This is a genomic window from Methyloversatilis discipulorum, assembly GCF_000385375.1.
Taxonomy (GTDB): domain Bacteria; phylum Pseudomonadota; class Gammaproteobacteria; order Burkholderiales; family Rhodocyclaceae; genus Methyloversatilis; species Methyloversatilis discipulorum_A.
On the sequence record NZ_ARVV01000001.1, the window covers coordinates 1,137,511 to 1,160,848 of the forward strand.

General features: G+C 66.2%; 23 protein-coding genes and 1 tRNA gene. 23 read left to right on the forward strand and 1 reads right to left on the reverse strand.

Features of this window, described 5'->3' with window-relative positions; translation table 11 throughout:
* Positions 1-9 precede the first annotated feature (9 nt).
* The 12 genes from METRZ18153_RS0105520 (at position 10) to METRZ18153_RS0105575 (ending at position 11,686) form a co-directional block, all read left to right on the forward strand.
* Positions 10-1,359 (forward strand): hypothetical protein, encoded by a 1,350-nt coding sequence (locus tag METRZ18153_RS0105520; RefSeq protein ID WP_020163781.1) that lies wholly within the window; start codon positions 10-12, stop codon positions 1,357-1,359.
* Positions 1,360-1,391: 32 nt separating this feature from the next.
* On the forward strand, positions 1,392-1,631 hold the full coding sequence (locus METRZ18153_RS0105525; RefSeq protein WP_020163782.1) for a Bbp19 family protein: 240 nt from the start codon (positions 1,392-1,394) through the stop codon (positions 1,629-1,631).
* Complete coding sequence (locus METRZ18153_RS20800) at positions 1,615-2,583, forward strand: hypothetical protein (protein WP_157257196.1); 969 nt, start codon at positions 1,615-1,617, stop codon at positions 2,581-2,583. The genes METRZ18153_RS0105525 and METRZ18153_RS20800 overlap by 17 nt, the downstream gene beginning before the upstream one ends.
* A gap of 15 nt (positions 2,584-2,598) precedes the next feature.
* Positions 2,599-2,940 (forward strand): Gp49 family protein, encoded by a 342-nt coding sequence (locus METRZ18153_RS0105535; protein WP_020163785.1) that lies wholly within the window; start codon positions 2,599-2,601, stop codon positions 2,938-2,940.
* Positions 2,941-3,142: 202 nt separating this feature from the next.
* Positions 3,143-4,009 carry a phage capsid protein gene (locus METRZ18153_RS0105540; protein WP_020163786.1) on the forward strand — a complete coding sequence of 289 codons (867 nt, stop codon included), beginning with the start codon at positions 3,143-3,145 and terminating at the stop codon, positions 4,007-4,009.
* A gap of 26 nt (positions 4,010-4,035) precedes the next feature.
* Positions 4,036-4,545, forward strand: coding sequence for a hypothetical protein (locus tag METRZ18153_RS0105545; RefSeq protein ID WP_020163787.1), 510 nt, complete (start codon positions 4,036-4,038; stop codon positions 4,543-4,545).
* An 82-nt stretch (positions 4,546-4,627) separates the two neighbouring features.
* Entirely contained in the window at positions 4,628-5,209 is a 582-nt protein-coding gene (locus METRZ18153_RS0105550) for a phage connector family protein (protein ID WP_020163788.1), read from the forward strand.
* Entirely contained in the window at positions 5,133-7,385 is a 2,253-nt protein-coding gene (locus METRZ18153_RS0105555; RefSeq protein WP_198291207.1) for a phage tail protein, read from the forward strand. The genes METRZ18153_RS0105550 and METRZ18153_RS0105555 overlap by 77 nt, the downstream gene beginning before the upstream one ends.
* Positions 7,378-7,830 (forward strand): GNAT family N-acetyltransferase, encoded by a 453-nt coding sequence (locus METRZ18153_RS0105560; protein ID WP_020163790.1) that lies wholly within the window; start codon positions 7,378-7,380, stop codon positions 7,828-7,830. The genes METRZ18153_RS0105555 and METRZ18153_RS0105560 overlap by 8 nt, the downstream gene beginning before the upstream one ends.
* Positions 7,831-7,832: 2 nt before the next feature.
* Positions 7,833-8,351: a hypothetical protein gene (locus tag METRZ18153_RS19960; RefSeq protein WP_020163791.1), complete on the forward strand. Its 519-nt coding sequence runs from the start codon at positions 7,833-7,835 to the stop codon at positions 8,349-8,351.
* Between the two features lie 3 nt (positions 8,352-8,354).
* Positions 8,355-10,436, forward strand: a complete 2,082-nt coding sequence (locus METRZ18153_RS0105570; RefSeq protein WP_020665891.1) for a hypothetical protein — start codon at positions 8,355-8,357, stop codon at positions 10,434-10,436.
* The gene (locus METRZ18153_RS0105575) at positions 10,436-11,686 is read left to right on the forward strand and encodes a hypothetical protein (RefSeq protein ID WP_020163792.1); all 1,251 of its coding nucleotides are present in this window, start codon (positions 10,436-10,438) and stop codon (positions 11,684-11,686) included. The genes METRZ18153_RS0105570 and METRZ18153_RS0105575 overlap by 1 nt, the downstream gene beginning before the upstream one ends.
* On the opposite strand, the gene METRZ18153_RS0105580 is transcribed toward METRZ18153_RS0105575, so the two are convergent.
* Entirely contained in the window at positions 11,664-11,864 is a 201-nt protein-coding gene (locus tag METRZ18153_RS0105580) for a hypothetical protein (protein ID WP_020163793.1), read from the reverse strand. The genes METRZ18153_RS0105575 and METRZ18153_RS0105580 overlap by 23 nt on opposite strands.
* On the opposite strand from METRZ18153_RS0105580, the gene METRZ18153_RS0105585 reads away from it, so the two are divergent.
* From METRZ18153_RS0105585 to ileS, 11 genes are all read left to right on the forward strand, one after another.
* Entirely contained in the window at positions 11,863-14,394 is a 2,532-nt protein-coding gene (locus tag METRZ18153_RS0105585; protein WP_020163794.1) for a hypothetical protein, read from the forward strand. The two genes, METRZ18153_RS0105580 and METRZ18153_RS0105585, sit on opposite strands and share 2 nt — an antisense overlap.
* Positions 14,395-14,396: 2 nt before the next feature.
* Complete coding sequence (locus tag METRZ18153_RS19965) at positions 14,397-14,735, forward strand: hypothetical protein (protein ID WP_020163795.1); 339 nt, start codon at positions 14,397-14,399, stop codon at positions 14,733-14,735.
* A complete protein-coding gene (terL, locus tag METRZ18153_RS0105595) occupies positions 14,701-16,350 on the forward strand; it encodes a phage terminase large subunit (RefSeq protein ID WP_020163796.1) in 1,650 nt (549 codons plus the stop codon). Before METRZ18153_RS19965 ends, terL begins: the two co-directional genes overlap by 35 nt.
* A gap of 42 nt (positions 16,351-16,392) precedes the next feature.
* On the forward strand, positions 16,393-17,586 hold the full coding sequence (locus METRZ18153_RS0105600) for a hypothetical protein (RefSeq protein ID WP_020163797.1): 1,194 nt from the start codon (positions 16,393-16,395) through the stop codon (positions 17,584-17,586).
* Positions 17,587-17,660: 74 nt separating this feature from the next.
* Entirely contained in the window at positions 17,661-17,969 is a 309-nt protein-coding gene (locus METRZ18153_RS0105605) for a hypothetical protein (RefSeq protein ID WP_157257198.1), read from the forward strand.
* Positions 17,966-18,274 carry a phage holin family protein gene (locus METRZ18153_RS0105610; RefSeq protein ID WP_020163799.1) on the forward strand — a complete coding sequence of 103 codons (309 nt, stop codon included), beginning with the start codon at positions 17,966-17,968 and terminating at the stop codon, positions 18,272-18,274. Before METRZ18153_RS0105605 ends, METRZ18153_RS0105610 begins: the two co-directional genes overlap by 4 nt.
* Positions 18,271-18,672, forward strand: coding sequence for a M15 family metallopeptidase (locus tag METRZ18153_RS0105615; protein WP_020163800.1), 402 nt, complete (start codon positions 18,271-18,273; stop codon positions 18,670-18,672). Before METRZ18153_RS0105610 ends, METRZ18153_RS0105615 begins: the two co-directional genes overlap by 4 nt.
* Positions 18,669-19,193, forward strand: coding sequence for a hypothetical protein (locus METRZ18153_RS0105620; RefSeq protein WP_020163801.1), 525 nt, complete (start codon positions 18,669-18,671; stop codon positions 19,191-19,193). The genes METRZ18153_RS0105615 and METRZ18153_RS0105620 overlap by 4 nt, the downstream gene beginning before the upstream one ends.
* A gap of 197 nt (positions 19,194-19,390) precedes the next feature.
* A tRNA-OTHER gene (locus METRZ18153_RS20805) sits at positions 19,391-19,513 on the forward strand.
* Between the two features lie 49 nt (positions 19,514-19,562).
* Positions 19,563-20,504 (forward strand): bifunctional riboflavin kinase/FAD synthetase, encoded by a 942-nt coding sequence (locus METRZ18153_RS0105625; RefSeq protein ID WP_020163802.1) that lies wholly within the window; start codon positions 19,563-19,565, stop codon positions 20,502-20,504.
* 15 nt (positions 20,505-20,519) lie between these two features.
* The gene (ileS, locus tag METRZ18153_RS0105630) at positions 20,520-23,333 is read left to right on the forward strand and encodes an isoleucine--tRNA ligase (RefSeq protein WP_020163803.1); all 2,814 of its coding nucleotides are present in this window, start codon (positions 20,520-20,522) and stop codon (positions 23,331-23,333) included.
* Positions 23,334-23,338 lie beyond the last annotated feature (5 nt).

A 23,338-nucleotide genomic window follows, 5' to 3' on the forward strand; every position in this document is an offset into this window, starting at 1 on the left:
GGGATCAGCATGGGATTCAGCACGACGCTCGGGCCGAACGGGTGGGAGCCGCGGGATACTCAGCCGCAGGAGTACGCCGCTGCGGTGGTGGGGGCGGCTGGTGCGGGTATAGGCGCTTACGCGTCGGCGCGCCCACCGATTGCAATGGCTGTCGGCGACTCGCAGTTGGACAGAACGTTTCTCACGACCGCGACGGAAAATAGCTTGGTCGGATACGGTGCGCTGAATCATGCGAACATGGTGCTGGGGCAGGCATGGGAGTGGGCGGCCGATGCCGATCAGGCAGTCATCGGGGACTCGACCGACGATGTCATGGCGCGGATGGCGGAAATCAAGGGTGTGGCCTGTGACATTCGATTCCTGAGCCTCGGAACGAATGACATCTGGGGCGACCTGCGAACGGGCGATGAAACGATTGCGGGGCTCGCTCAGGTTTTCGACGAGTTGTCCGACAAGCCGCTGATCTACATTCCGGTGACGCCGCGCGCCTACATTGACGCGAACAAGGTCGGTTACGCGCTGCAGGTCAATCGCTGGGCTGCGGCGCAGCAGGCTGTCCGGCGTAACCTCATCGTGGTCGAAAAAGCGGTCGACGCGATCATAGATCCGACCAGTACGCAGTTCGTCGCTGCGGCCGGACTCCTGGACGGAGCGGTGCATTGGAATAACGCAGGCGCGGCCAAGGTGGGCGCTGCTGTCGCAGCGCGATTGTCCGGGCTTTACCCCGGCCGTGCGCGACTCGTCGCCTCTGCAGCAGATGCCTACCCGACTAACAACGCATCAAACCAGTTGCTGCCGGCTCCGATTCTGGCGGGCACGACCGGCGGGAAAACTGCAACCGGTGGCGGCACAGCGCCGACCGGAAACGTGGCTGCCGGATTTGATGTTGACCACGCAGTAGCAGGCACAGGCGCATGTGCATGTTCACTCGTCGCGCGCGCGGACGGTGTCGGCAGCGATCAGCGACTGCAGATCAGCGGCGCCGCGGCAAACGATCGTTGGACGTTTCGGAATACCGGGAACATCACTCAGGGAGTATCGCCGGGAGAGGTTCTTCAGGCGCTGGGCGACATCCGGATTTCGTCACACACCAACCTGACCGCGGTAAATCTTTTCATCCAGGCGCAGGTTGATGGGGGTTCGATCAACTACAACCAGGCTCTGCGTAATAGTGCTGTCGATGCAGCCTACGGAGCCGATTTTGTAGGTGGCATACAGCGCACGCTTGCCGCTGCGTTGCCGGCTGGGGCGACCATCACCGCATTGCAGTTGCGTGTTGATGTCCGTTTCGGCAGCGCCGGCGGCTCGGCAGATGTACTGATCGGACGCCCGACGCTGTGGAACTTGTCACGCGCATAACCCCACAGCCCGCCCCGCGCGGGCTTTCCCCCATGACCAAACCCGACCAACTCCCCGCCGAAACCTACGCCAACGTCTTCGAGAACCACGCCGAGGGCGCGAAGATCCTCGAAGAGCTGACCGCGAGGTTCTGCCGCCCGGCGAAGGTGACCGGGGGCATCGACGCGATTCTGCAGACCTATCACCGCGACGGCGCGCGCTCGGTCATCGAGTTCATCGTCGCTCGCATCAACCAGGCCAACGGAGTACAGACCTATGACCATGAAGGGTAACCGCTATGTTTGGATGGATCAGGCGACTGATGGCACGCAGGGGGGCGGAGCCGGTGCAGCCGGTGGGGCTGGTGCAGGCGCTGCAGCAGATCAAGGAGGCGCGGCCGGGGCAACCGGTGGTGTTGCAGCACCCGTCTCTGCTCTCGCATCCGGCGCTGGTGCAAGCGCTGCAGGAGCGCAGTCAGCAGCCAGCAGCAACGGCAACGGCTTCGACTGGCTCCCCGAGAAGTACCGCGTCGCGAAAGACGGCGGAGAAATCGACCTCGAAGCGTCGGCGAAGAAAGTAGCCGAGGGCTACGCGCACCTGTCGCAGCGGCTTGGCGCCGGTGACGTGCCGCCCAAGAGCCCGGACGAGTACGCACCGAAGGTCGAGGCCGAGGGATTCAACTGGGACGAGTTCAAGGCCGACCCGGAAATGCAGTCCTTCCTGAAGGGCGCGCACGCCAAGGGTGTGACCAACGATCAGCTGTCGTTCATCTTGGGCGAGTACGCTCGCCTGGCACCGATGCTGGTCGAAGGTGCTGGCGCGCTGACCGTCGAGGACTGCAACGCAGCCCTTGCGCAGGTGTGGAAGACGCCGGCCGAGCAGACGGAAGGCATCCGCGGCGCCTACCGCGTAACCGAAATGCTGGCGTCGAAGGCCGGCGTGTCGTTCGAAGAGATCGAGGCGTCCGGACTGGGCAATCACCCGTTGTTCATCCGCATGGTCGCAGCACTCGCGCCTGAGCTGGGCGAGGACAGCAGCCCGAACACGTCCGGCATGTCGTCTGGCATGTCCGACGAGGACTTCAACACGCAGACCGCTGACCTGCGCAACCAGCTCGCGCAGATGCCGGTGAGCGACAAGCGCCGGCCGGCTGTGCAGCAGAAGCTCGACGCGCTGTATGCCAAGCGCTACGGCACCAAGCCGCAGCAGCTCGGCGGCGGCGCGGTCATTCAGACCCGCGCGTAACCAGGAGACTCAGAGATGAACGACACAGCGATCGAGCAGGAAATTCAGGCCAAGGGCCTGACCGCGCCGCGTGTTACGCCAGAGGATGTCGAGGCGAACATCGTCAGCGAGCACTACTTCACGGCGGCGCAGGCAGTAGGGTATGTGTCTGGCGAGATCCCTCCTGCGCCGCTTGATATGTTGACCTTCTGCGTGCTGGTGCTGCGCAACGGCTTCACCGTCACCGGCGAGTCGGCCTGCGCCAGTCCCGAGAACTTCGACGCCGAGCTTGGCCGCAAGATCGCCCGGCAAAACGCCGTGGCCAAGATCTGGCCGCTGATGGGCTACGAACTGCGCACCAAGCTCTGCACTGCCTGACCCTTCCTTTTGCCGGGAAACCGGCCATCCCCTCGCACGACCATTGCGGCCATGACATCGGCCCGCAGTGGCGTGCGGACACCCGATCCCGTGGCCCATAGCCCTCGCGTGACATAGCCGACGCGAGCGGCGTGCAGCAGCAGCAGGCCCGCGTTCGCGGACACCCTGATCCGGCGCTTTCCCCTCTCGGAGAACGCAGATCATGAGCAACCAGATCAACGAAGCATTCGTCCAGCAGTTTGCGGACAACTTCCTGCACGTCGCCCAGCAGAAGACCAGCCGTTTCGAATCGGCCGTCACGCTGGAGCCGGGCATCGTTGGCATGTCCAAGTCCATCAACCGCCTCGGCAAGCGTGCCGCACAGCGCCGCACCGCCCGCCACGGCGACACCCCGATCAACGATCAGCCGCACTCGACCCGTTTCATCGACCTGTTCGACTGGGAAGACGGCGACATGCTCGACGACCAGGACAAGATCCGCATGCTGGTGGATCCGACGTCCGAGTACGTGAACGCGATGATCGCCGCGATGAACCGCGCGAAGGACGATGTGGTGGCGCAGGCGCTGGGCGGCAACAGCCGTTCCTCGACCGGCAACATCGCGCTTCCTGCCTCGCAGAAGATCGCAGTCGGCGGCACGGGTCTGACCAAGGCCAAGATGATCCAGGCCCGCAAGCTCTTCCGCGCGAACGAGGCGGACGAGGAGAACGGCGAAATGCTGTTCATGGGTTACAGCTCGACCGGCCTCTCGGACCTGCTGTCCGACACCACGCTGACCAATACCGAGGTCAACACCGTGCTGTCGCTGCAGTCTGGCCAGATCAAGGAAGCCACGCTGATGGGTTTCCGGATGATCCCGTTCGAGGGCTTCCCGAAGGTTTCGACCACCCGCTACCTGTACGCCTGGGCGAAGACCGGTGTTGCGCTGGGCATCGGCCAGAACATCACGACCGAGGTCGGCAAGGATCCCGGCAAGGGCTTCAACGTGCGCATCTACGCCAAGCAGTCGCTGGGCTCCGTGCGCATCGAGGAAGAGAAGGTCGTCGAAGTCGCCTGCGTCGAATCGTAATCGCGGACCGCAAAGGAGAATGAATCATGGCAGTCGTTGAAACCAAGTCCACCGCGATCACGAACGCGGACACCGCAACGCAGAAGCTCAACAGCACCCGCCTGCAGGAAGGCCGCATGAAGGAGTCGGTCGGCACTGTGGCGGCGGCCAACGGCGACAGCATCGGCTCGATCTACCGTTTCGCGCGCATCCCGTCGGGCGCCCGCGTGTCGGAAGTCATCCTGCTGTGCGACGCGATCACCAGTGGTGCCGGTGACGTGGGCCTGTACGACGTGCCGACCGTGAACAGCGGCGCGGTCGTCGATGCGGATTTCTTCGCCAGCGCGCAGTCGATCGCCTCGGCCATCACCACCGGCACGAACATCGTGCATGAGTCGGGGGTGTATGGCGTCGAGGACATCGAACAGCCGCTGTGGCAGGCGCTGGGTCTGTCGGCCGATCCGCGCAAGCTGTACGACGTGGCGATGACGCTGACCGCGGCCACCACCGCGGCCGGTGACGTCACACTGAAGGTGCGCTACGTCGACGGCAACTGATCGCCGCCTGACCGGCAGCACAACCACGGGCCGGGCGGGGGAAACCTCGTCCGGCCTTTTGCATGACTGAGGCGCGACACCGATGACAAACGCCGTTGCGATCTGCTCCCAGGCTCTGCTGATGCTCGGCGACAAGCCGATATCCAGCTTCGACGAGAACACCGACCGCGCGCTGGTCGCGGCCAACCTGTACCCCACCATCCGCAACTACCTGTTGCGCTGCCATCCGTGGAACTGCGCGACGAAGCGCGTCGTCCTGTCGCCCGACACCAGTGCGCCGGTTTTCGGGTTCGCCTACCGCTTCCGGCAGCCGGACGACTGGATGCGCACGCTGCAGGTGGGGCAGTACGACACGCAGGTGATGGACTACCGCCACGAGTCAGGCTGGTTCCTGTCCGACGAGGCCGTGTTTTACCTGCGCTACATCTGGCGCAACGAAGACGAATCGACGTGGGACGCGCTGTTGATCCATGCCGCAGTGCTCTCGATGCGTCAGGTATTCGCCTACCCGATCACGGCATCCGGAACGCTGGAAGAGCTGGTCACGGCCGTCGTGCGCAACGTGCTGAAGGAGGCCCGCGCCGTGGATGGCCAGGACCAGCCGGCGGAGACCTTCGGCGACTTCCCGCTGCTGGCGAGCCGCTACGGCGGCCGGAGGTTCTGACGCCGTGGGGAAGATCAACCTCATCACGACCAACTTCACCGCCGGGGAGATCAGCCCGCGCCTGATGGGCCGGGTAGACATCTCGCGCTACGCCAACGGCGTGAAGCGGATGGAAAACGCTTTTCCGGTCATCCAGGGCGGGGCGATGCGCCGCTATGGCCTGCGCTTCTATGCCGAGGTGAAGGACAGCACGAAGCCCGTGCGCCTGGTGCCGTACATCTTCAACCGCTCGCAGGCCTACGTGCTGGAGTTCGGCGACAGCTACATGCGCGTGTTCCGCGAGGAAGGGCAGGTGACCGTTGCCGGCGTGCCCTACGAGATCGCCACGCCGTTCGACGAGACGCAGGTGCAGGTCATCAACTACGTGCAGAGCGCGGACACGATGTTCATCGCGCACCCGGACAGCTACACGCAGCGGCTGCAGCGGTATGCGGTCGACCAGTGGGCGCTGGCGGACACGCCCTTTGACGTCGAGCCGTTCGACGAGCTGGGCATGTGGCCTGCCGTGGCGGTGACGCTCTCGTCGGCTGCGGTGGGCACCGGTGTGACGGCAACGGCTGGTGCTAGCGTGTGGCTCGCATCGGACGTGGGGCGCGAGATCATCAGCGGCGCAGGGCTCGCGGTCATCACCGCATACACGTCCGCGACCGTCGTCACCGTCGAGGTGCTGCAGGCGTTTGCCAGCACGTCACTGGCGTCGGAGGCGTGGAATCTGGCCGGCAGCCCGCAGACTAAATGCACATGCAACAAGAAGGAGCCGGTCGGCGATGCGGTCACGCTCACGCTGGCGGCGGACGGATGGCGGAACACGGACGTCGGCAAGTACGTGCGAATCAACCGCGGCTTGGTGAAGATCACCGGCTACACCTCAGCGACCATCGTAGATGGAGAAATCCGCGCGCTGCTGGACGCCACGGTCGGCGCCCCGGCCAACAGCTGGACCCTGAACAGCAGTGTCTGGAACAGCCGCGACGGCTACCCAGGCGCCTGCACGATGTTCGAACAGCGCTTGGTGCTTGGCGGGTCGAACAACTACCCGCAGACGGTTTGGCTCTCGCGCATCGATGTGCCCCTGAACTTCGAGCTGGGCACGCTGGACGATGATGCAGCCAGCTTCACGCTGGCATCCGACCAGATCAACCCGATCGCGCATCTTGCACAGGTGAAGGTGCTGGCGGCGCTGACCTACGGCGGCGAATTCACGATGACCGGCGGGGTGGAAAAGCCGCTCACGCCGACCAATGTGCAGATCAAGCAGCAGTCGGTCTATGGATGTGGCCTCACGCGTCCGGTGCGGATCGGCAACGAGCTGCTGTTCTGGCAGCGCGCCGGCCGCAAGCTTCGGGCGATGGCGTACCGGTTCGATCAGGACACGTTCGCAGCGCCCGATCTCGCGGTTCTGGGCGAGCACCTGACCGAGGGCGGCATCGTGGATATGGCCTACCAGCAGGAGCCGGAGTCCATCGTGTGGGCCGTGCGCGCGGATGGCCTGCTCATCTCGATGACGCTGGACCGCGACCAGGATGTGATCGGCTGGGCGCGGCACACCACCGACGGCGCGTTCGAGCACGTGACCTGCATCCCGGGTGAGGACGGCCGTGATCAGGTGTGGGTCGTCGTGCGGAGAACGATCAACGGCACCGCGCGCAGGTACATCGAGCGCATGGACCCGGACCTGCACACCGACAGCGCCATCGTTGGCACGGCCGGCACGCCGACGAACGTCTGGACCGGCCTCGATCACCTCGAAGGCAAGACGGTCACCGTGAAAGCGGACGGCGTGGTCATCGGATCGGTGACGGTGGCCAGCGGTCAGGTGGTGCTGGAGCGCGCCGCATCCGATGTAGAAATCGGCCTGCCCTACACCTCGCAGATCGTGACGCTGACGCCGGAAGTGCAAGGCGCGCGCGGCACGTCGCAGGGCGCCAAGATGCGCACCGGGAAACTGACCCTGCGCCTGCTGGACACCGTCGGCTGCTCGGTCAATGGCAAGCCGCTGTCGTTCCGGGCGTTCGGCGCCGGCGTACTCGACCAGCCGCCGCAGCCTTTCACCGGCGACAAGGAAATCCCGCTGCTTGGTTTCGAAGACGGCGTGAATGAAATCACCATCGAGCAGGACCAGCCCTACCCGTGGCACATCCTGGCGCTGATACGTGAGGCGACCATCAATGACTGACGTGCGCATGGCCACGCTGGCAGACCTGCCGCAGCTCCTCGGACTCGCGCATGTGATGCACGCCGAGAGTCGGTATCGAGACAGGCCACTGTCGGAGTCGCGCGTCGCCGACCTGATCGCCTCGCTCATCAATTCGCCGGACGGTGTGGTTTTGGTGGCCGATGACGGCGGGCGCATCGTTGGCGGCGTTGTCGGGGTGGTGGCGGACGACTGGTTCACGGTGTGCCGCGTTGCCTACGAGTACGCGGTTTTCCTAGACCCCGGCGCCCGAGGTGGCCGGCTCGCGCTGCGCATGGTTCAGGCCTTCCAGCGCGAGGCGAAGGGGCGCGGCGCAAGCAGGGTAGAGATGGGCATCACCACGGGCGTGCATCCGGAGCGCACTGCCCGGCTGTATGAGCACTGCGGGTTCGAGTTCCTCGGGCCCGTCTATTCGAAGGAGCTGTGAAGATGGGCGCGTTTGCCGTTCCGATGATGATCGCATCCACCGTGATGCAAGGCGTTTCCATGCTGCAGCAGGGCAAGCAGGCGCAGGCGATGGCGAACTACGAGGCCAAGCAGGCCGAGGCGAACGCTGTGGCCGAGCGTAGTGCAGCAGCCGTGCGTGCTGACAAGATCCGGAAGATGGGGCGCATGCAGCGCTCGAGCGCGCGCGCAGCGCTGGCGGCATCGGGTGCGAACGTCGGCGATGGCACAGCACTGGTGATCGACCAGCAGATCGGCCGGGATGCCGAGGAGGACGCGCTCACCGAGATCATGACCGGCGGCCGGCGTGCTGACGCCCTGAACACGCAGGCGGAGCTTTCACGCATCAGCGGCCGGAACGCCCGGAGCGCGTCGTACCTGGGTGCGGCCGGGTCGGTGCTGGCCGGTGGGTATCAAGTGGCGAGCGGCTGGAAGAAGCCGCAAGTCGATGACCCCTTCAAGGACTGGAAACCCAACACGCCTATCGGCAGCCTGGAGTGGTAAGACATGGCACAGATCCCCATCGGACGATTCGGATTCCAGACCGCTGAACCGGCGCCGACGCCGCGGGCGCCTGCGGGTGCGTTCGGCAACACGACCGGCCTGCAGATCGCAGCGGACGCCATAGGCGACGTTGCACGCGTAGAGCTGCGTGACCAGCGCCTGCAAGAAGCCGAGGCGGCGCGTGAAGCCAAGCGCCTGCAGCTGGAGCAGGACCGCGAGGCGAAGCTCCAGCGCACGGAGCTTGACCGCGCCAAGGCCGCGAACCTGCTGCTGGACCGCGAGATCGAACTGGACACCGCAGCGCGCACGCTGGAAGAGCGACTTGCCGCTGGCGAGCTGAGCCACGAGGACGCCGGCAAGGCGTGGCAGGAATCGCTCGCTGCACTGCCGAAGCCTGACATTGAACTGTCCGACCCGGTGGCCGCCGACAACCTGCAGCGCGGCATCAAGCGGCTGGAGTTCCGGTCCGGGACGAAGGTGGGCGAGGCGGCCCGCAAGGCCCGCGCCGGCGAGATCAAGACGCAGGCCGACGGCGTGCTGGACAAGCTGGGCAAGATGGCTGGTCTGCCCGGCGCCGACATGGCGCTCATCGGCAAGCAGGTGGATGCGCTGGACGAGATCGGCGCGCGCGCCTACGGGAAGGAATGGGGCGCCAAGAAGCAGAGCTTCAAGGACGCCGCATGGGATGCGCAGCTCAACCAGCAGGCCATGAGCGCGCGCAACGACGTGAAGGCGCTGGACGCACTTGCGAAAGCGGTGACCGATGGTGAGTACAAAGACAAGCTGGACAGCAACCGCCGCAACACGCTGGTCGCCAAGCTGGAGGGTTACCGCACGTCGCTGATCCAGCGGCAGGAGGCTGCGGCCGCCCGTGCCGCGCGCGCGCAGGAAGCGCGCATACGCAAAGCAGAGGCAGAGTTTAATGTCTTTCAAGCGCTGGCCGACAAGGGCACGATCTTGGACCCGGCCTACATCGACCGCGTGATGACGGTCACTGCTGGGACCGACTATCAGACTGGCGTGCGCCAGCTCGCGCAGCATGCGCAGGCCGTCGGCGGACTTGCCTCGCAGCCGGTGCCGGCGCAGCAGGCCACGCTGGACGCCATCGACCGGGAGATCGCCACCAAGGGCCGCACGCCGGAGTTGGACAAGCGCCGCGAGGCCGTCGCCAAGGTGGTGAATGGCAGCCGCACCGATCTCAACCAGAACGGCCTGCGCGCGGGGCTCGAGCGTGGCGTCATCACGCAAATCGCACCGATCGACACCAGCAGCCCGGAAGGTCTGGCGCGTTCACTCGCCGGGCGCATGCAGCAGGCGGACACGGTGAGCGCATGGGCAGGCAAGACGGTTTCCCCGCTGGACTCGGACGAAGCCGACGCGGTGCGCAAGATGCTGGGCGCGTTGCCGGCGAAGCTGCGATCCGAGGCGGTGGCCAGCATCGCCACGGCCACCGGCCCGCGCGCAGCAGCAGCCATCGCTGCGCAGTTGGACAAGCAGGACAGACCGCTTGCACTGGCCTTCGCCTCTGCCGGTGACCGCACCACGGCCGGCCGCTTCACGTCAGAGCTGATCATCAAGGGTGCCGCCGCCATCAAGGACGGCACGGTCGCGAAAGACGACAAGAATGTGACCGGCTGGCGCGCGCAGATAGCGGCCGAGGTGGAAGGCGCATTCCCGACCGAGACGAGCACGCAGGCGGTCAAGGACGCTGCGTACTACATCGCCGCAGGGATCGCGCAGGAGAGCGGTGGCGCGGTGTCGCCCAAGGACATCCGGAAGGCGGTGACGCTCGCGGCTGGCGGCCAGATCATCGAGCGCAACGGCAAGCGCATCCCGATTCCGGCCGGCATGGATGCAGACGCATTCGAGGACCGGATCAAGTCGGTCCCGGCCGCATCCATCGAGGCACAGGCGCCCGGCGGCCAGGTGCTGGTCGGTGGCACGCCGATGCCGGCAGCAGAGTTCGCCGCCAGCGTGCCCGGTCAGGAACTGATGATCGTCGGGCCGAACCGGTACGCGGTGATCGTGCGCGGCCGGCCGGTGACGAATACGCAGGGCAAGCCTGTGATCGTGGAGGTGCGCTGATGGGCATGCTCGACGCCTACGCGGACGACACCGCGACCACGCTGCAGGCCATGCAGGAGCGGCCGGTTATGCCGGAACCGCCGAAGCCGAAGCACTCGGCATGGACGGCGATCCCGCGCGCGCTGGCGGCGGCCGGCGCTGAAGTGGTCGGCAACGTCTCTGACGTGCTGGACGCATTCGGCCAGACCGCAGCGGCGACCGGCGGCATGGGCGCGGGCATCCGCACGCCGGACGAGAAGCGTGACCAGCAGGCGGACGAGGCGTTCCGGAAGCTCACCACCGAGGGCATCGACTGGCGCAGCGAGGATTCGCGCGCGGCCTATGCGTTCGGGCGTGACCTGCGACCCGACCCGCTGACGGCCGGCACGGCAGAGCAGGCCATATTTGGCATCACCAAGAGCGTAAGCAAGGCCGTAGGGTCGGCGCTGACGCTGGGCCCGATCGGCGGTGCCGTCGGGTTCGGCGTGTCCGAGGGGATGACCGCAGCCGAGGATCTGGCTGACCTTGGTGTGGATGCGGAAACCCGGTTCAAGGTCGGCAGTATCACGGCGGGCATGGGCACCGTCGGCGCGCTGCTTCCCGTGGCTGGCAGCACGACGGCCAAGACGGTGGCGCTCGTTGTCGGCGGCGGCCCGGCCTCGTTCATGGCGCAGCAGGCGGCGATCAGTTCGGTGCTGGAGAACGCCAGCTATGACGAGCTGGCGGCACAGTACGACCCGCTTGACCCGCTGGGGCTCACGATCGCTACCTTGGTACCGGCCGCGTTCGGCACGGCCGCAAGGCTGGGCGCACGCCGCGCAGGCTCCCCGCCGGCCGATGTGGATGCGGCGATGACGCACAACCTCACCGCGATGCAGGATCTGCGTGCAGCCGTGGATGACGTGGCCGGGCAGCCGTCACCGGATGTGCAGGCCGGTACTGTCGTTCCAGACGCACCGCCTGCAAGGCAACCGGACGCGCCGGACGCTCCCCGGCCGGCTCCGGACGCACAGCCAGCCAGCCAGCAGGCAGACGCCGCGAACGATGCTCCGGACGCTGTCTCTGCCCGCGTGAAACAGGTGCTGGACGAGCAGCCCGACCTGGTGGCGCGCGTCGATGATGACGGGAAGCCGGTGAAGTGGGCGGACGAACTGGAGGCGGTGCGCCGGGAAGCGCAGGAAGGAACAGACGACGCGCTGGGCGCGATGGATGCGCCGCTACTTCAGGTGGCGGCCGAGTGCGCGCTGGCTACAGGAACAGCAGGGCTATGACCGCGCCGGCCAGCACCATGCCGCCCACGATGTACAGCCACTGTTTCGTGTAGCGCCACGTCGCGCGAAGGTCGCCACCGAACACCATCAGGCCGAACAGCGGGACGGTGGAGGTCACGATCCCGAAGCAGATCACGACGCGCAGCCAGTACGGAAGCAATGAGAGGAAGTCGAACATGCACGCAGACTGCATCAAGAAAGTGATGGCCGCCGCCGGTGGCCGGAAGCTGTCGGACGCCAAGATCAAGGCGATCGACGACGCGATCAGCGGGAAGATGCGGGAACTCGCCCGGGTCGATCCGGACGGCTGGCGCGCGAAGTCTGCCGATCAGCGTATCACCGAGGCTGCCAAGGCGGCAATGGACGACCTCGACGCGGCGGCCAAGCGCAAAGAGATGCTGGCCGGCGTGCAGGTGCTGAAGTCGGCGGAGGCTGCGCGCCGGGTCGATGACATGCGCGGGGCGGCGGCCACGAAGGTGACGCGCTCGCAGGCGCTGGCACGCGACATCGAGAATTCGAACAACTACGTCCATGCCGTGCATGACGATGCTGTGTCGAGCCTGGGCGACATGCTTGACGCGGCATCCAGCAAGGACGGAACCGGCGTGCTCCGCAACCTGGGCATGCGCATCTTCGATCTGGAAAACCCTCAGATGACTGCCGACGTGGTGCGCGAGGTGTTCAAGAACGCCGACGGCAGCACCGGCAACGCAGTGGCGAAGGCCGGCGCCCGCGCGTGGCTGGACACCATCGAGCGGTTGCGCGTGCGCTTCAACGCGGCCGGCGGCGACGTGGGCCGACTGGACTACGGCTACATCGGGCAGGCGGTCGATCAGGTGCGCGTGCAGGCCACCACCCCGGACGACTTCGCCGGCAAGGTGCTGCCGCTGCTGGACCGCCGCCGCTACCTGAACGAAGACGGATCGATGATGAACGATGCGCAGGTGCGCGAGATCCTGCGCGCGGCTCACGAGACGCTGGCATCCGACGGCATGAACAAGACCGAGCCGGGACAGTTCAAGGGCGCCGGCGCGCGGGCGAACCGGGGCAGCGAATCGCGCGTGCTGCACTTCAAGGACGGGGACGCATGGATCGACTACATGCGCGAGTTCGGCGAGGGCTCTCTGTACGACAGCATGATGGGACACATCGGCGCGATGGCGCGCAACATCGGGCTGGTCGAGCGCTACGGTCCGAACCCGGAGCAGACCTTCCGCGTGCTGTCCGACATCGCCGAGCGTGAGGACGGCCGCGGCACGATGAAGAACAGGGCGCTGGGCAACACGCCGCAGGCGTACTGGGACATCCTGAGTGGCAAGACCAGCAGCCCGGAGAACGCGCGGCTGGCGGCCATCGGACAGGGTGTGCGCAACGTGCAGACCGCGGCCAAGCTGGGCAGCGCGATCATCAGTTCGCTGACCGACATCGGCACCATCGCGGCAACACTCCATTACGACCGGCTGCCGTACTTCCAGATGCTGAAGAACATCGGCAAGAACCTCGACGCCGATCACCGCGAGTTCCTGCAGGCGCACGGCGTCATTGCCGAGAGCCTGACCAGCACGCTGAACCGCTGGACGGGCGATCACCTGACGAACAACCTCACCGGGCGCGTGGCCAGCTCCGTCATGAAGCTCTCGTTCATGAACGCATGGACGGACGGCCTGCGCCGCGCTTTTTCAGCGACGATGATGCAGGGGTTCGCCAAGAAGGTCGGCACCGGCTGGCAGCAACTCGACGAGTGGGACCGGTTCATGATGGCCCGCAAGGGCATCACTGAGGACGACTGGAACATCATCGCCAAGGCAAAGCCCACCGAGCGGGGCGGCGATGCCTACCTCACGCGCGACGCGATCATGGCCACCGGCGAGGATGGTGCGCAGCAGGCGGCCACGAAGTGGATGGCATTCGTCAGCGACGAGGCGCAGTTCGCAATCGTCAATCCGGACATGGCGACCCGGGCGATCGTCACCGGCGGAGGCATGCCGACCGGAACGGTCCGCGGCGAGGCGATGCGCTCGTTCATGCAGTTCAAGAGCTTCCCGACCGCGATGGTCACGAGGCACTGGCGCCGGCTGTTCGACACGCCGCAGGGCTTGGAAGGCGCGCCGGCCGGGTTCGGTGCGCAGACGGCCGCCGGCGCAGCCATCAACAGGACGGCGGTGTTCGCGGGGCTGAACGTTTCACTGATGCTGCTGGGCGCCATCGTGCTGCAGGAGAAGGCCATCCTGCAGGGGAAAGACCCCTACGACATGACGGAGCCGAAGTTCTGGGCGCGGGCGCTGGGGCAGGGCGGTGGCCTGGGCTACGTCGGCGACTTCATCACCAAGGATCCGACCGAGCAGCGCGGCAGCAACTTCGAGCAGGCCGGCGGAACGGTGCTCGGCCCGGCCGGTGGCGCAGTTGCGGGCTTGGCCGGCGACCTGGTGCTGACGAATCTGTGGGAAGCGGCCAAGGGCAAGGACACGCACTTCGGAGCGGAGGCGCTGCGCTGGCTGAACTCGCAGGCGCCGGGCGTGAGCCTGTGGCAGGTCCGCGGCGCGTGGGATCACTGGTTCCTGCACAACATGCAGGAGAACCTGAACCCCGGCTATCTCTCGCGCATGCGCAACCGGGCAATGCAGGACTGGGGCCAGGATTACTGGTGGCAGCCGGGCGAGTTCGCGCCCGAGCGCGCGCCAGACTTCTCGAACGTGACGGGAGATTGACCATGCGACAAGACCAGATCGCGCGACTGCAAGACCTCGCCGAACAGGTGGGCGAAGTGTTCCTCGAAGAATCGGACCCGCAGACTTGGAACGGTGCCGGCCTGCCGCTGGCGGACATGGACAAGGACCAGCGCGGCGGGCGCTACTTCGACAAGAAGAACGCCATCCAGACCGGCACGCTGCTGGCGCGCATCCTCGACCTGCGCGACCGCTTCGCTGGTCCGAGCCACCCGAAGACCGCGGAGTCCGTCGCGGACAGCGAGGCGGAAATCAAGAAGTTCGAGGGCCAAGCCAAGGAACTGCTGCGTGCCGTCAAGTCCCGCGCCGCGCGAGCCGGCTGACGTCCGGTTTCTCGCGTTCTTCCTGCAGTGGGCGGACCTGATGGGCTGGGCCGTGCCCGATATCCACATCCGTGCCTGCGCATGGATGGCGACGCGCGCCGATCTGGCTGTGCTGCGCTGCTTTCGCGGTTTCGGGAAATCCACGCTGCTGGCGATCTACAACGCATGGCGCTACAGCGAGGACCAGACCTACCGGATCCTGCATCAGGGCGACCAGGACGGCACGGCCTACAAGACCAGTCGAGACACCAAGCGCGTGCTGATGCGCCACCCGGCAACACAGCACCTTGCAGCCATCCGCGGCGAGTCGTCGTTCTGGTGGGTGCCGGGTGCGGACGACGAGCGCAACCCGTCGATGCAGGCGGCCGGGATCATGTCGAACATCACCTCATCGCGCGCGGACGAGGTGCAGAACGACGACGTCGAGGTGCCGCGCAACATCCGCACGCCAGAGGCCCGCGAGACGCTGCGCTACCGGCTGGGCGAGCAGACGCACATCCTGGTGCCGGGCGGGCGCAAGCTATTCATCGGCACGCCGCACACGCACGATTCCCTGTACGACGAGATGCAACGCATGGGTGCTGACTGTCTGACCATCCGGATGTTCGAGTTCGAGCACCGCATCGAGAGCGCTGACAGGACGGCGTACCGGCTGCCGTTTCGCCCCGAGTTCGTGTTCTCTGGCATCGGCGAGGCATCGCGGCTGCTGGAAGCCGGCACGGACTATCGTCTCACGCCGGACGGAATCGAGTTCTTCAGCCCGCCCGGCAGTCTGGTCGACATGTATGCCGGCTGCGCATGGCCGGAGCGATTCACGCCGGCCGAGATGACCAAGCGCCGGCAGCAGTGCCGCACCGTCAACGAGTGGGACAGCCAGTATCAGCTACACAGCAAGCCGGTGTCCGAAACGCGGCTGGACCCGGACAGGATGGTCGCCTACGACGTGGAGCCGATCATCCGCCGCGCGAACGGATCGGCCGCCATGTACCTGGGCGGCGTGCGCATCGCTGGGCTGTCTCTGCGCTGGGATCCGGCGTCCGGGAAGATCAATTCCGACGTGTCGGCCGTGGCGCTGCTGCTGCAGGACGAGGCCGGCCGGCGGTACTGGCACCGGTCTGTGGCGCTTACCGGCGAAGTGGCCGTGTTCGATGAGTCGGGCAAGCGCATCACCGGCGGACAGGTGCATCAGCTCGCCGACATCGTCGAAGAGTTCGCGGTGTCGCGCGTGACGGTCGAGACGAACGGCATCGGCACATTCGCCCCGGCCGTGCTGCGCGCATGCCTGAAGCAGCGCCGCCTTCAGTGCGCAGTGAAAGAGGAGCTGGCGGTCAAGGCAAAGAACGTCCGCATCCTCGAATCGTTCGAGCCGCTGCTTCTATCGCAGGGCCAGATATGGGCGCACGTGTCCGTGCTCGACGGGCCGGCGTACCAGCAGATGCGCGACTTCGTGCCGACCGTGAAGGATCAGGAAGACGACTACATCGACGCGGCAGCCGGCGCCATCACCGACACGCCGGAGCGTATCCGCGCCCATGATGCCGGGAAACCGGCCATGGCCATGGCGGAGGATTGGCGTCCGAACGGGGGCGTTCATGAGGTGACGTTCGAATACTGACGGCCAGCGCCCCCGCGCATTCACTCGCGCGAGGCCCAGCCGATGGCAGTCCAGAACCAGACCCCGGTCGCGTCCTTCACGACCTCCGGCGTCACCACCGCATTCCCATTCGCCTTCATGCTGCTGGACGCGGATGACCTCGTCGTCACGCTCGATGGTGTGACGGTATCCAGCGGATTCAGCATTGCCGGAATCGGCGCACCGGCTGGCGGCAGCGCTGTCTTTGCGTCTCCACCTTCGGCTGGACAGCTCCTCGTCCTGCGCCGGAACATCGCCCTGCAGCGCCTGAACGACTACCAGCGCAACGGCGATCTGCTGGCCCAGGTGCTGAACCTCGATCTGGACCGGATATGGCAGGCGCTGCAGGGTCTGCGGCAGGATGCTACGCGGGCGCTAAAACTGCCTGACGGAACACTTACCGATCAGACGATCCCGGACGATGCGGCTGCGCGCGCGGGGAAGCTGGTTGGCTTTGACAGTAGTGGCAACGTGGCTGCGGTTGAGGTATCTACACCCGGCGCGCTGCTTGTATCGGCATTCATCGAAACGCTGCTGCCGTCCGCAAATGCAGCCGCAGCCCGCTCTGTTTTTGGAGCGGTAGGAACCAGCGGAGCGGACACGATCGACGGCGCAAAGACCTTCACGTCTCCACTGACTATCCCTGACGGAACAGATCCGTCTCATGCCGCCAGCGTTGGGCAAATCCAGGATGAAGAAGCGGCGCGAGATGTGGCAATCGCGGCTGCGATTGACCCGGTAACGCTCGCGCCAACGCTGCTTGTGCGGGGAACAATCACGGCCACGTCCGGTGCATCTCTGGATGCACTGTCAGCCGTCCCTTCCTGGGCAACAGAAATCATCATCAGTTTCCATGGTGTCTCGACGAACGGCACTAGCCCGATCACGGTGCGCGCCGCGGTGGGGGGGGCGGCTGTGTCTTCTGGATATCAAGGCTCCGTGAATGAGCCGGGGACCGCCACGGTGAACCTTTCTAGCGGGTTCCAGATCGGCAACAACAACACGGCTGCCGCGGTGTGGCACGGCGTGCTACGGCTTGTGCGCGGAGAGGCCAACAGATGGGCGGCGACTTCCGGCCTTGGACGATCCGATACTGCAGCATTCCGTTCGATGGCCGGATCGGTCGCTCTTTCCGGGACGCTTACCGGGTTTTCGATCACGACGAACGGCGGTGCAGACAACTTCGATGCAGGCGTCGTCGACTGGGTGGCGAGGTAATCGGAATGCCTTGGATAACGCCGGATGGTGAGTATTACGGTGGGCCGGGTCCGGTAGCGGCAGGGGCGGTGAAAGTGCCGGTCCGCCCATCGGATCGCCACGTGTGGCAGGGCGGCCAGTGGGTCCAGGGGCAGGCGCGCGCTCTGCGCCTGGTTCCACTCGACTTCCTGAACCTTTTCACCGAAGCGGAGCAGCTTGCCGTCGTGCAGGCGGGGCTGGCGAACGCTGCGGTGAAGCTCTGGTACGACAAGGCACTGGCGGCCACCTTCATCACGCGCGATGACCCTCAGGTCGAGGGCGGGCTACAGGCGCTGGTCGATGCTGGGCTGCTCACGGAACAACGCAAGGCGGCCGTGCTGGTTGCGATGCTGGAGGCGGAATGATCGACCCGAATCAACACGGCTGGTGGCTGGACACCATTCTGATGGTGATCCTCTCGACCTGGGCCGGGACCGTGAGCTACCTGCGCATGCTGGTAAAGGGCGTCGAGTTCAAGCTTATCTCCTGCGTGAGCCATCTGTCTAGCAGCGCACTGGCGGGCCTGATAACCGTGCTGCTGTGCGATCAGTACGAGCTGTCCGTGCAATGGACCGGGGTGGCATGCGCGCTGTCCGGGCACATGGGCGCCGAGGCCATGAAAATCTTCGAGGACCGCATCAAGCGGAAGGCAGCGGAGATCAGCCTATGAACACCGGAATAGAGAAGTTCGACGCGCGCAGCCGGAGAAACCTGATCGGCGTGCATGCCGACCTCGTGCGCGTGGTGGAGCGCGCCAGCGAGATAACGCCCGTGCCGTTCGTCGTCATCGAGGGCGTGCGCACCGTGGCGCGTCAGGCGGAGCTGGTGAAGGCCGGCGCCAGCCAGACGCGCAACAGCCGGCACCTGTACGGCTTGGCGGTCGATCTGGCGGCCATCGCTGGAAACGAAATCCGCTGGGACTGGCCGCTGTACTACAAGGTCGCGGAAGCGATGCAGCGCGCCGCGGACGAGGAAGGCGTGCAGATCATTTGGGGCGGCTCGTGGCGCAAGTTCAAGGACGGCCCGCACTTCGAGCTGCCCCGCAACATCTATCCGGACCCGAAATGATCGCCGGCACATTCGTGCGCGCGTTGCCCGGCTGGGTGCTATGGCTCGCGCTGGCCGCGCTGGTCGCGGCGTCGGCGGGTTGGGGCTACACGCGCGGGTTGTCAGCCGATCGGGCTGAGCGCGACCGCATCGTCAGCGAGTTCGCAGAGTTCCGAGAGCGGGTGGCCGCCGAGGGGCGGCAGGCTCAAGCGCGCGCCGCAGCCGAGATCACACGAAAGGAGGCTATCAATGAACAGACCCACACCGCCTACGGCGTCGCTCTCGATCGCCTGCGCGCTCTGCACACTGCTGACCGCCTGCGCCTCTCCGCCGGTCCAGCACGTACCGGTGTCAGTGCAATGCCCGCCGATGCCCCGCCCGCCGACCGAGCTGATGCAGCCGCTGCCGACGCTGGACCTGATCCCGGTGGAGATGCGGCCGCCGAAACCCAGGGCTCGCTGACAGAGCGTTGTCAGGCGGCGACACTGCAATGCGCATGGCTCCAGCACTGGATCGATGAGCAGGCCGCCGTCGTGCCCTGAGTGCGCGCGGTACCGGGCCGACCGCAACCAGTGGCGCGCCGTCGCTGTCTATTTCGCCGGCCGTGCGCTCGCGCTTGAGCGCCAACTGTCCCGCCTCTATCCCGCCTGTGAGTCACCGCAGGCGCGGCATCCATACCGGCCGAAATAGCCGCGCACTATTCAGCCACCCGCAGCCCGCAAACCCGCATGCAGCCACGGCCGGTTTTCATGAGATAGTGCGCTGCATGTTCTCGCATCATGATGATTTGACGTGATAACCAGATCGGATTCAAAATCCGCCGCCGCAAGGTGTGGGGGTTCGAGTCCCCCTCCCGGCACCACGACGTGCACAGGTATACTTGCGCGTTTTTCACGCGCATCCCTCTTTTCGTGCAGGTCTTCCGCGCAATCCCGTCCGTCGCAGACACCCCGGTCGCGCTGACCATCGGCAATTTCGATGGCGTGCACCTCGGCCACCAGACATTGCTCGCGCAACTGGCTGAGAAGGCGCGCGCGCTCGGCGTGCCGGCCGCGGTGATGACCTTCGAGCCGCACCCGCGCGAGTTCTTCATGCACGAGCGGCGGCCGACGCGGCTGACCAGCCTGCGCGAGAAGCTCGAGCTCTTCCGCCGGGCAGGCGTCGATCGCGTCTATGTGTGCCGCTTCAACGCGCGCTTCGCCGCGCTCGGTGCGCAGGCCTTCATCGACGAACTGCTGGTGCGCGGACTGGCCGTGCGCCACCTCATCATCGGCGACGATTTCCGCTTCGGTCGCGGCCGCGAAGGCGATTTCGAACGACTGCGCGCGGCCGGCGAACTGCATGGCTTCTCGGTGGCGAGCATGGACACCGTCGAGATCGGTGGCGAGCGCGCTTCCAGTTCCGCCGTGCGCGAAGCGCTGGAACAGGGCGATCTGGCGCGTGCCGAACGCCTGCTCGGCCGCCCGTACGCGATCAGCGGTCGCGTCGAGCACGGGCAGAAGATCGGTCGCCAGCTCGGCTTCCCGACCGCCAACATCCAGCTCAAGCACCGTTCGCTGCCGCTGTCCGGCATCTATGCGGCGACCGTCACCGGTGGCGGGCTGCTGAATGCGCCGGGCGCAGCCAGCGTGGGCGTGCGTCCGACGATTGCCGACGGATTGCGCCCGACCTGCGAGGTCTATGTGCTGGACCGCGAGGTCGACCTGTACGACCAGCACGTGTCCGTGCGCTTCTGCCACAAGCTGCGCGACGAAGCGCGCTACGAAGGCCTGGAGGCGCTGCGCGAAGCGATCGCGCAGGACGTGGCGAACACCCGCGCGTGGTTCGCCGAAAATCCGATTTCCGAAGACTGAACCTGGCTGATCAAGATGGCTGATTACCGCACGACGCTGAACCTGCCCGACACCGCCTTCCCGATGCGCGGCGACCTGCCCAAGCGCGAACCCGGCTGGGTTCAGCAGTGGCAGCAGACCCAGCTCTACAAGCGCATCCGCGAAAAGGCCGCCGGCCGTCCGAAGTTCGTGCTGCACGACGGCCCGCCGTATGCGAACGGCGACATCCACCTCGGCCACGCGGTGAACAAGATCCTGAAGGACATCATCGTCCGCTCGAAGACGCTGGCAGGTTTCGACGCGCCTTACGTGCCGGGCTGGGACTGCCACGGTCTGCCGATCGAGCACCAGATCGAGAAGAAACACGGCAAGAACCTGCCGGCCTCCGAGGTGCGCAAGCTGTGCCGCGCCTTCGCCGGTGAGCAGGTGGAAATCCAGAAGAAGGGTTTCATCCGCCTCGGCGTGCTGGCCGACTGGGACCGCCCCTACCGCACGATGGATTTCGGCAACGAGGCGGGCGAAATCCGCGCGTTGGCCGAAATGGTGAAGAAGGGCTGGGTGTATCGCGGCCTGAAGCCGGTGAACTGGTGTTTCGACTGCGGATCGGCGCTGGCCGAAGCCGAAGTCGAGTACCAGGACAAGGGCAGCCCGGCGGTCGACGTCGGCTTCCCGATCAGCGAGCGCGAGCGCGGCCGTCTGGCCGCCGCATTCGGCCTGGCCGAACTGCCGGCGGGCAGCGCGCATGCGGTGATCTGGACCACCACGCCGTGGACCATCCCGGCCAACCAGGCGCTGAACATGCACCCGGAGCACGTGTATGCGCTGGTGCAGACCGACGCCGGCTGTCTGGTGCTGGCCGAGGCGCTGGTCGAACAGAGCCTGAAGCGCTTCGGCCGCGAAGGCCGCGTTCTGGCCACCGCAACCGGCGACAAGCTGGAGCGCATCGCCTTCCATCATCCGCTGTACGAGCGCGAGTCGCCGGTCTTCCTGGCCGACTACGTAGGCATCGACGCCGGTACCGGCATCGTGCATTGCGCGCCGGCCTATGGCGTGGATGACTTCAACTCCTGCATGAAGAACGGCCTGACCGTGGCCGACGTGCTGAACCCGGTGCAGAGCAACGGCGTGTATGCCGAATCGCTGCCTTTCTTCGGCGGCCTGCACATCTGGAAGGCAAACCCGGTCATCGTGGACAAGCTGGCCGAGGTCGGCGCGCTGTTGTCGCACGAAAAGATCCAGCACAGCTACATGCACTGCTGGCGCCACAAGACGCCGCTGATCTACCGCGCCACCGCGCAGTGGTTCGTCGGCATGGACCTCAAGCCCGAGGGCGGCCCCAGCCTGCGTGAATCGGCGCTGGCCGCGATCGAGAACACCGACTTCTACCCGGACTGGGGCAAGGCGCGGCTGGCAGCAATGATCGCCAACCGGCCGGACTGGTGCATTTCGCGCCAGCGCAACTGGGGCGTGCCGATTCCGTTCTTCATCCACCGCGAAAGCGGCGAACTGCATCCGCGCACGGTCGAACTGATGGAAGCGGTGGCGCAGCGCGTGGACGCCGAAGGCATCGACGCCTGGTTCAACCTCGACGGCGCCGAACTGCTGGGCGCCGACGCGGCGCAGTACGAGAAGATCAGCGACACGCTGGACGTGTGGTTCGATTCCGGCGCTACCCACTGGCACGTGCTGCGCGGCTCGCACGCCGACCTCGCGCGCACCGACGGCGGACCGGTGGCCGACCTCTACCTCGAAGGTTCGGACCAGCACCGCGGCTGGTTCCACTCGTCGCTGCTGACCGGCTGCGCGATCGACGGCCAGGCGCCGTACAAGGCGCTGCTGACCCACGGTTTCACGGTCGATGCGCAGGGTCGCAAGATGTCGAAGTCGCTCGGCAACGGCATCGAGCCACAGGAAGTCGGCAACAAGCTGGGCATCGAAATCCTGCGCCTGTGGCTGGCCTCAACCGACTATTCGGGCGAGCTGTCGATCTCGAAGGAAATCCTCGATCGCGTGGTCGAAACCTACCGCCGGCTGCGCAACACCGTGCGCTTCCTGCTCGCCAATATCGCCGACTTCGACGCGAAGGCGGACATGCTGCCGGCCGACCAGTGGCTGACCATCGACCGCTACGCGCTGGCGCTGACCCGCGACCTGCAGGCGCGCGTGACCGCCGACTACGAGCAGTACGAGTTCCACCGCGTGGTGCAGGCGCTGCAGCACTTCGCGTCGGAAGACCTCGGCGCCTTCTACCTCGACGTGCTGAAGGACCGGCTCTACACCACCGCACCCGGCTCGCACGCCCGCCGTTCGGCGCAGTCGGCGCTGTGGCACGTTACGCACACCCTGGTGCGGCTGATGGCGCCGGTGCTGGCTTTCACCGCCGAGGAAATCTGGACCGTACTCGGCGACAAGTCGGCCGACAGCGTCATGCTGACCACCTGGCACGAACTGCCGGAACAGGCGGACGAAGCCGCACTGATGGCGCGCTGGACACGCATCCGCACCTTGCGCGCCGAATCGGCCCGCGTGCTGGAAACGCTGCGCTCGGAAGGCGGCATCGGTTCGTCGCTGCAGGCCGAAGTCGAGGTGCGCGCTGCCGGCGAACTGCACGACGACCTCGCGTCGCTGGGTGACGATCTGCGCTTCGTGCTGATCACCTCGGCCGCGACGCTGAAGAAGGTGGCGAGCGAGGCGGAGCAGGGCGTCACGGCGACGCCGAGCGCACACGCCAAGTGCGCCCGCTGCTGGCACTACCGCGCAGAAGTCGGCAGCAATGCCGAACATCCGGAACTGTGCGGCCGTTGCGATGCCAATCTGCACGGTGCGGGCGAAGCCCGCGAACACGCCTGAACGGA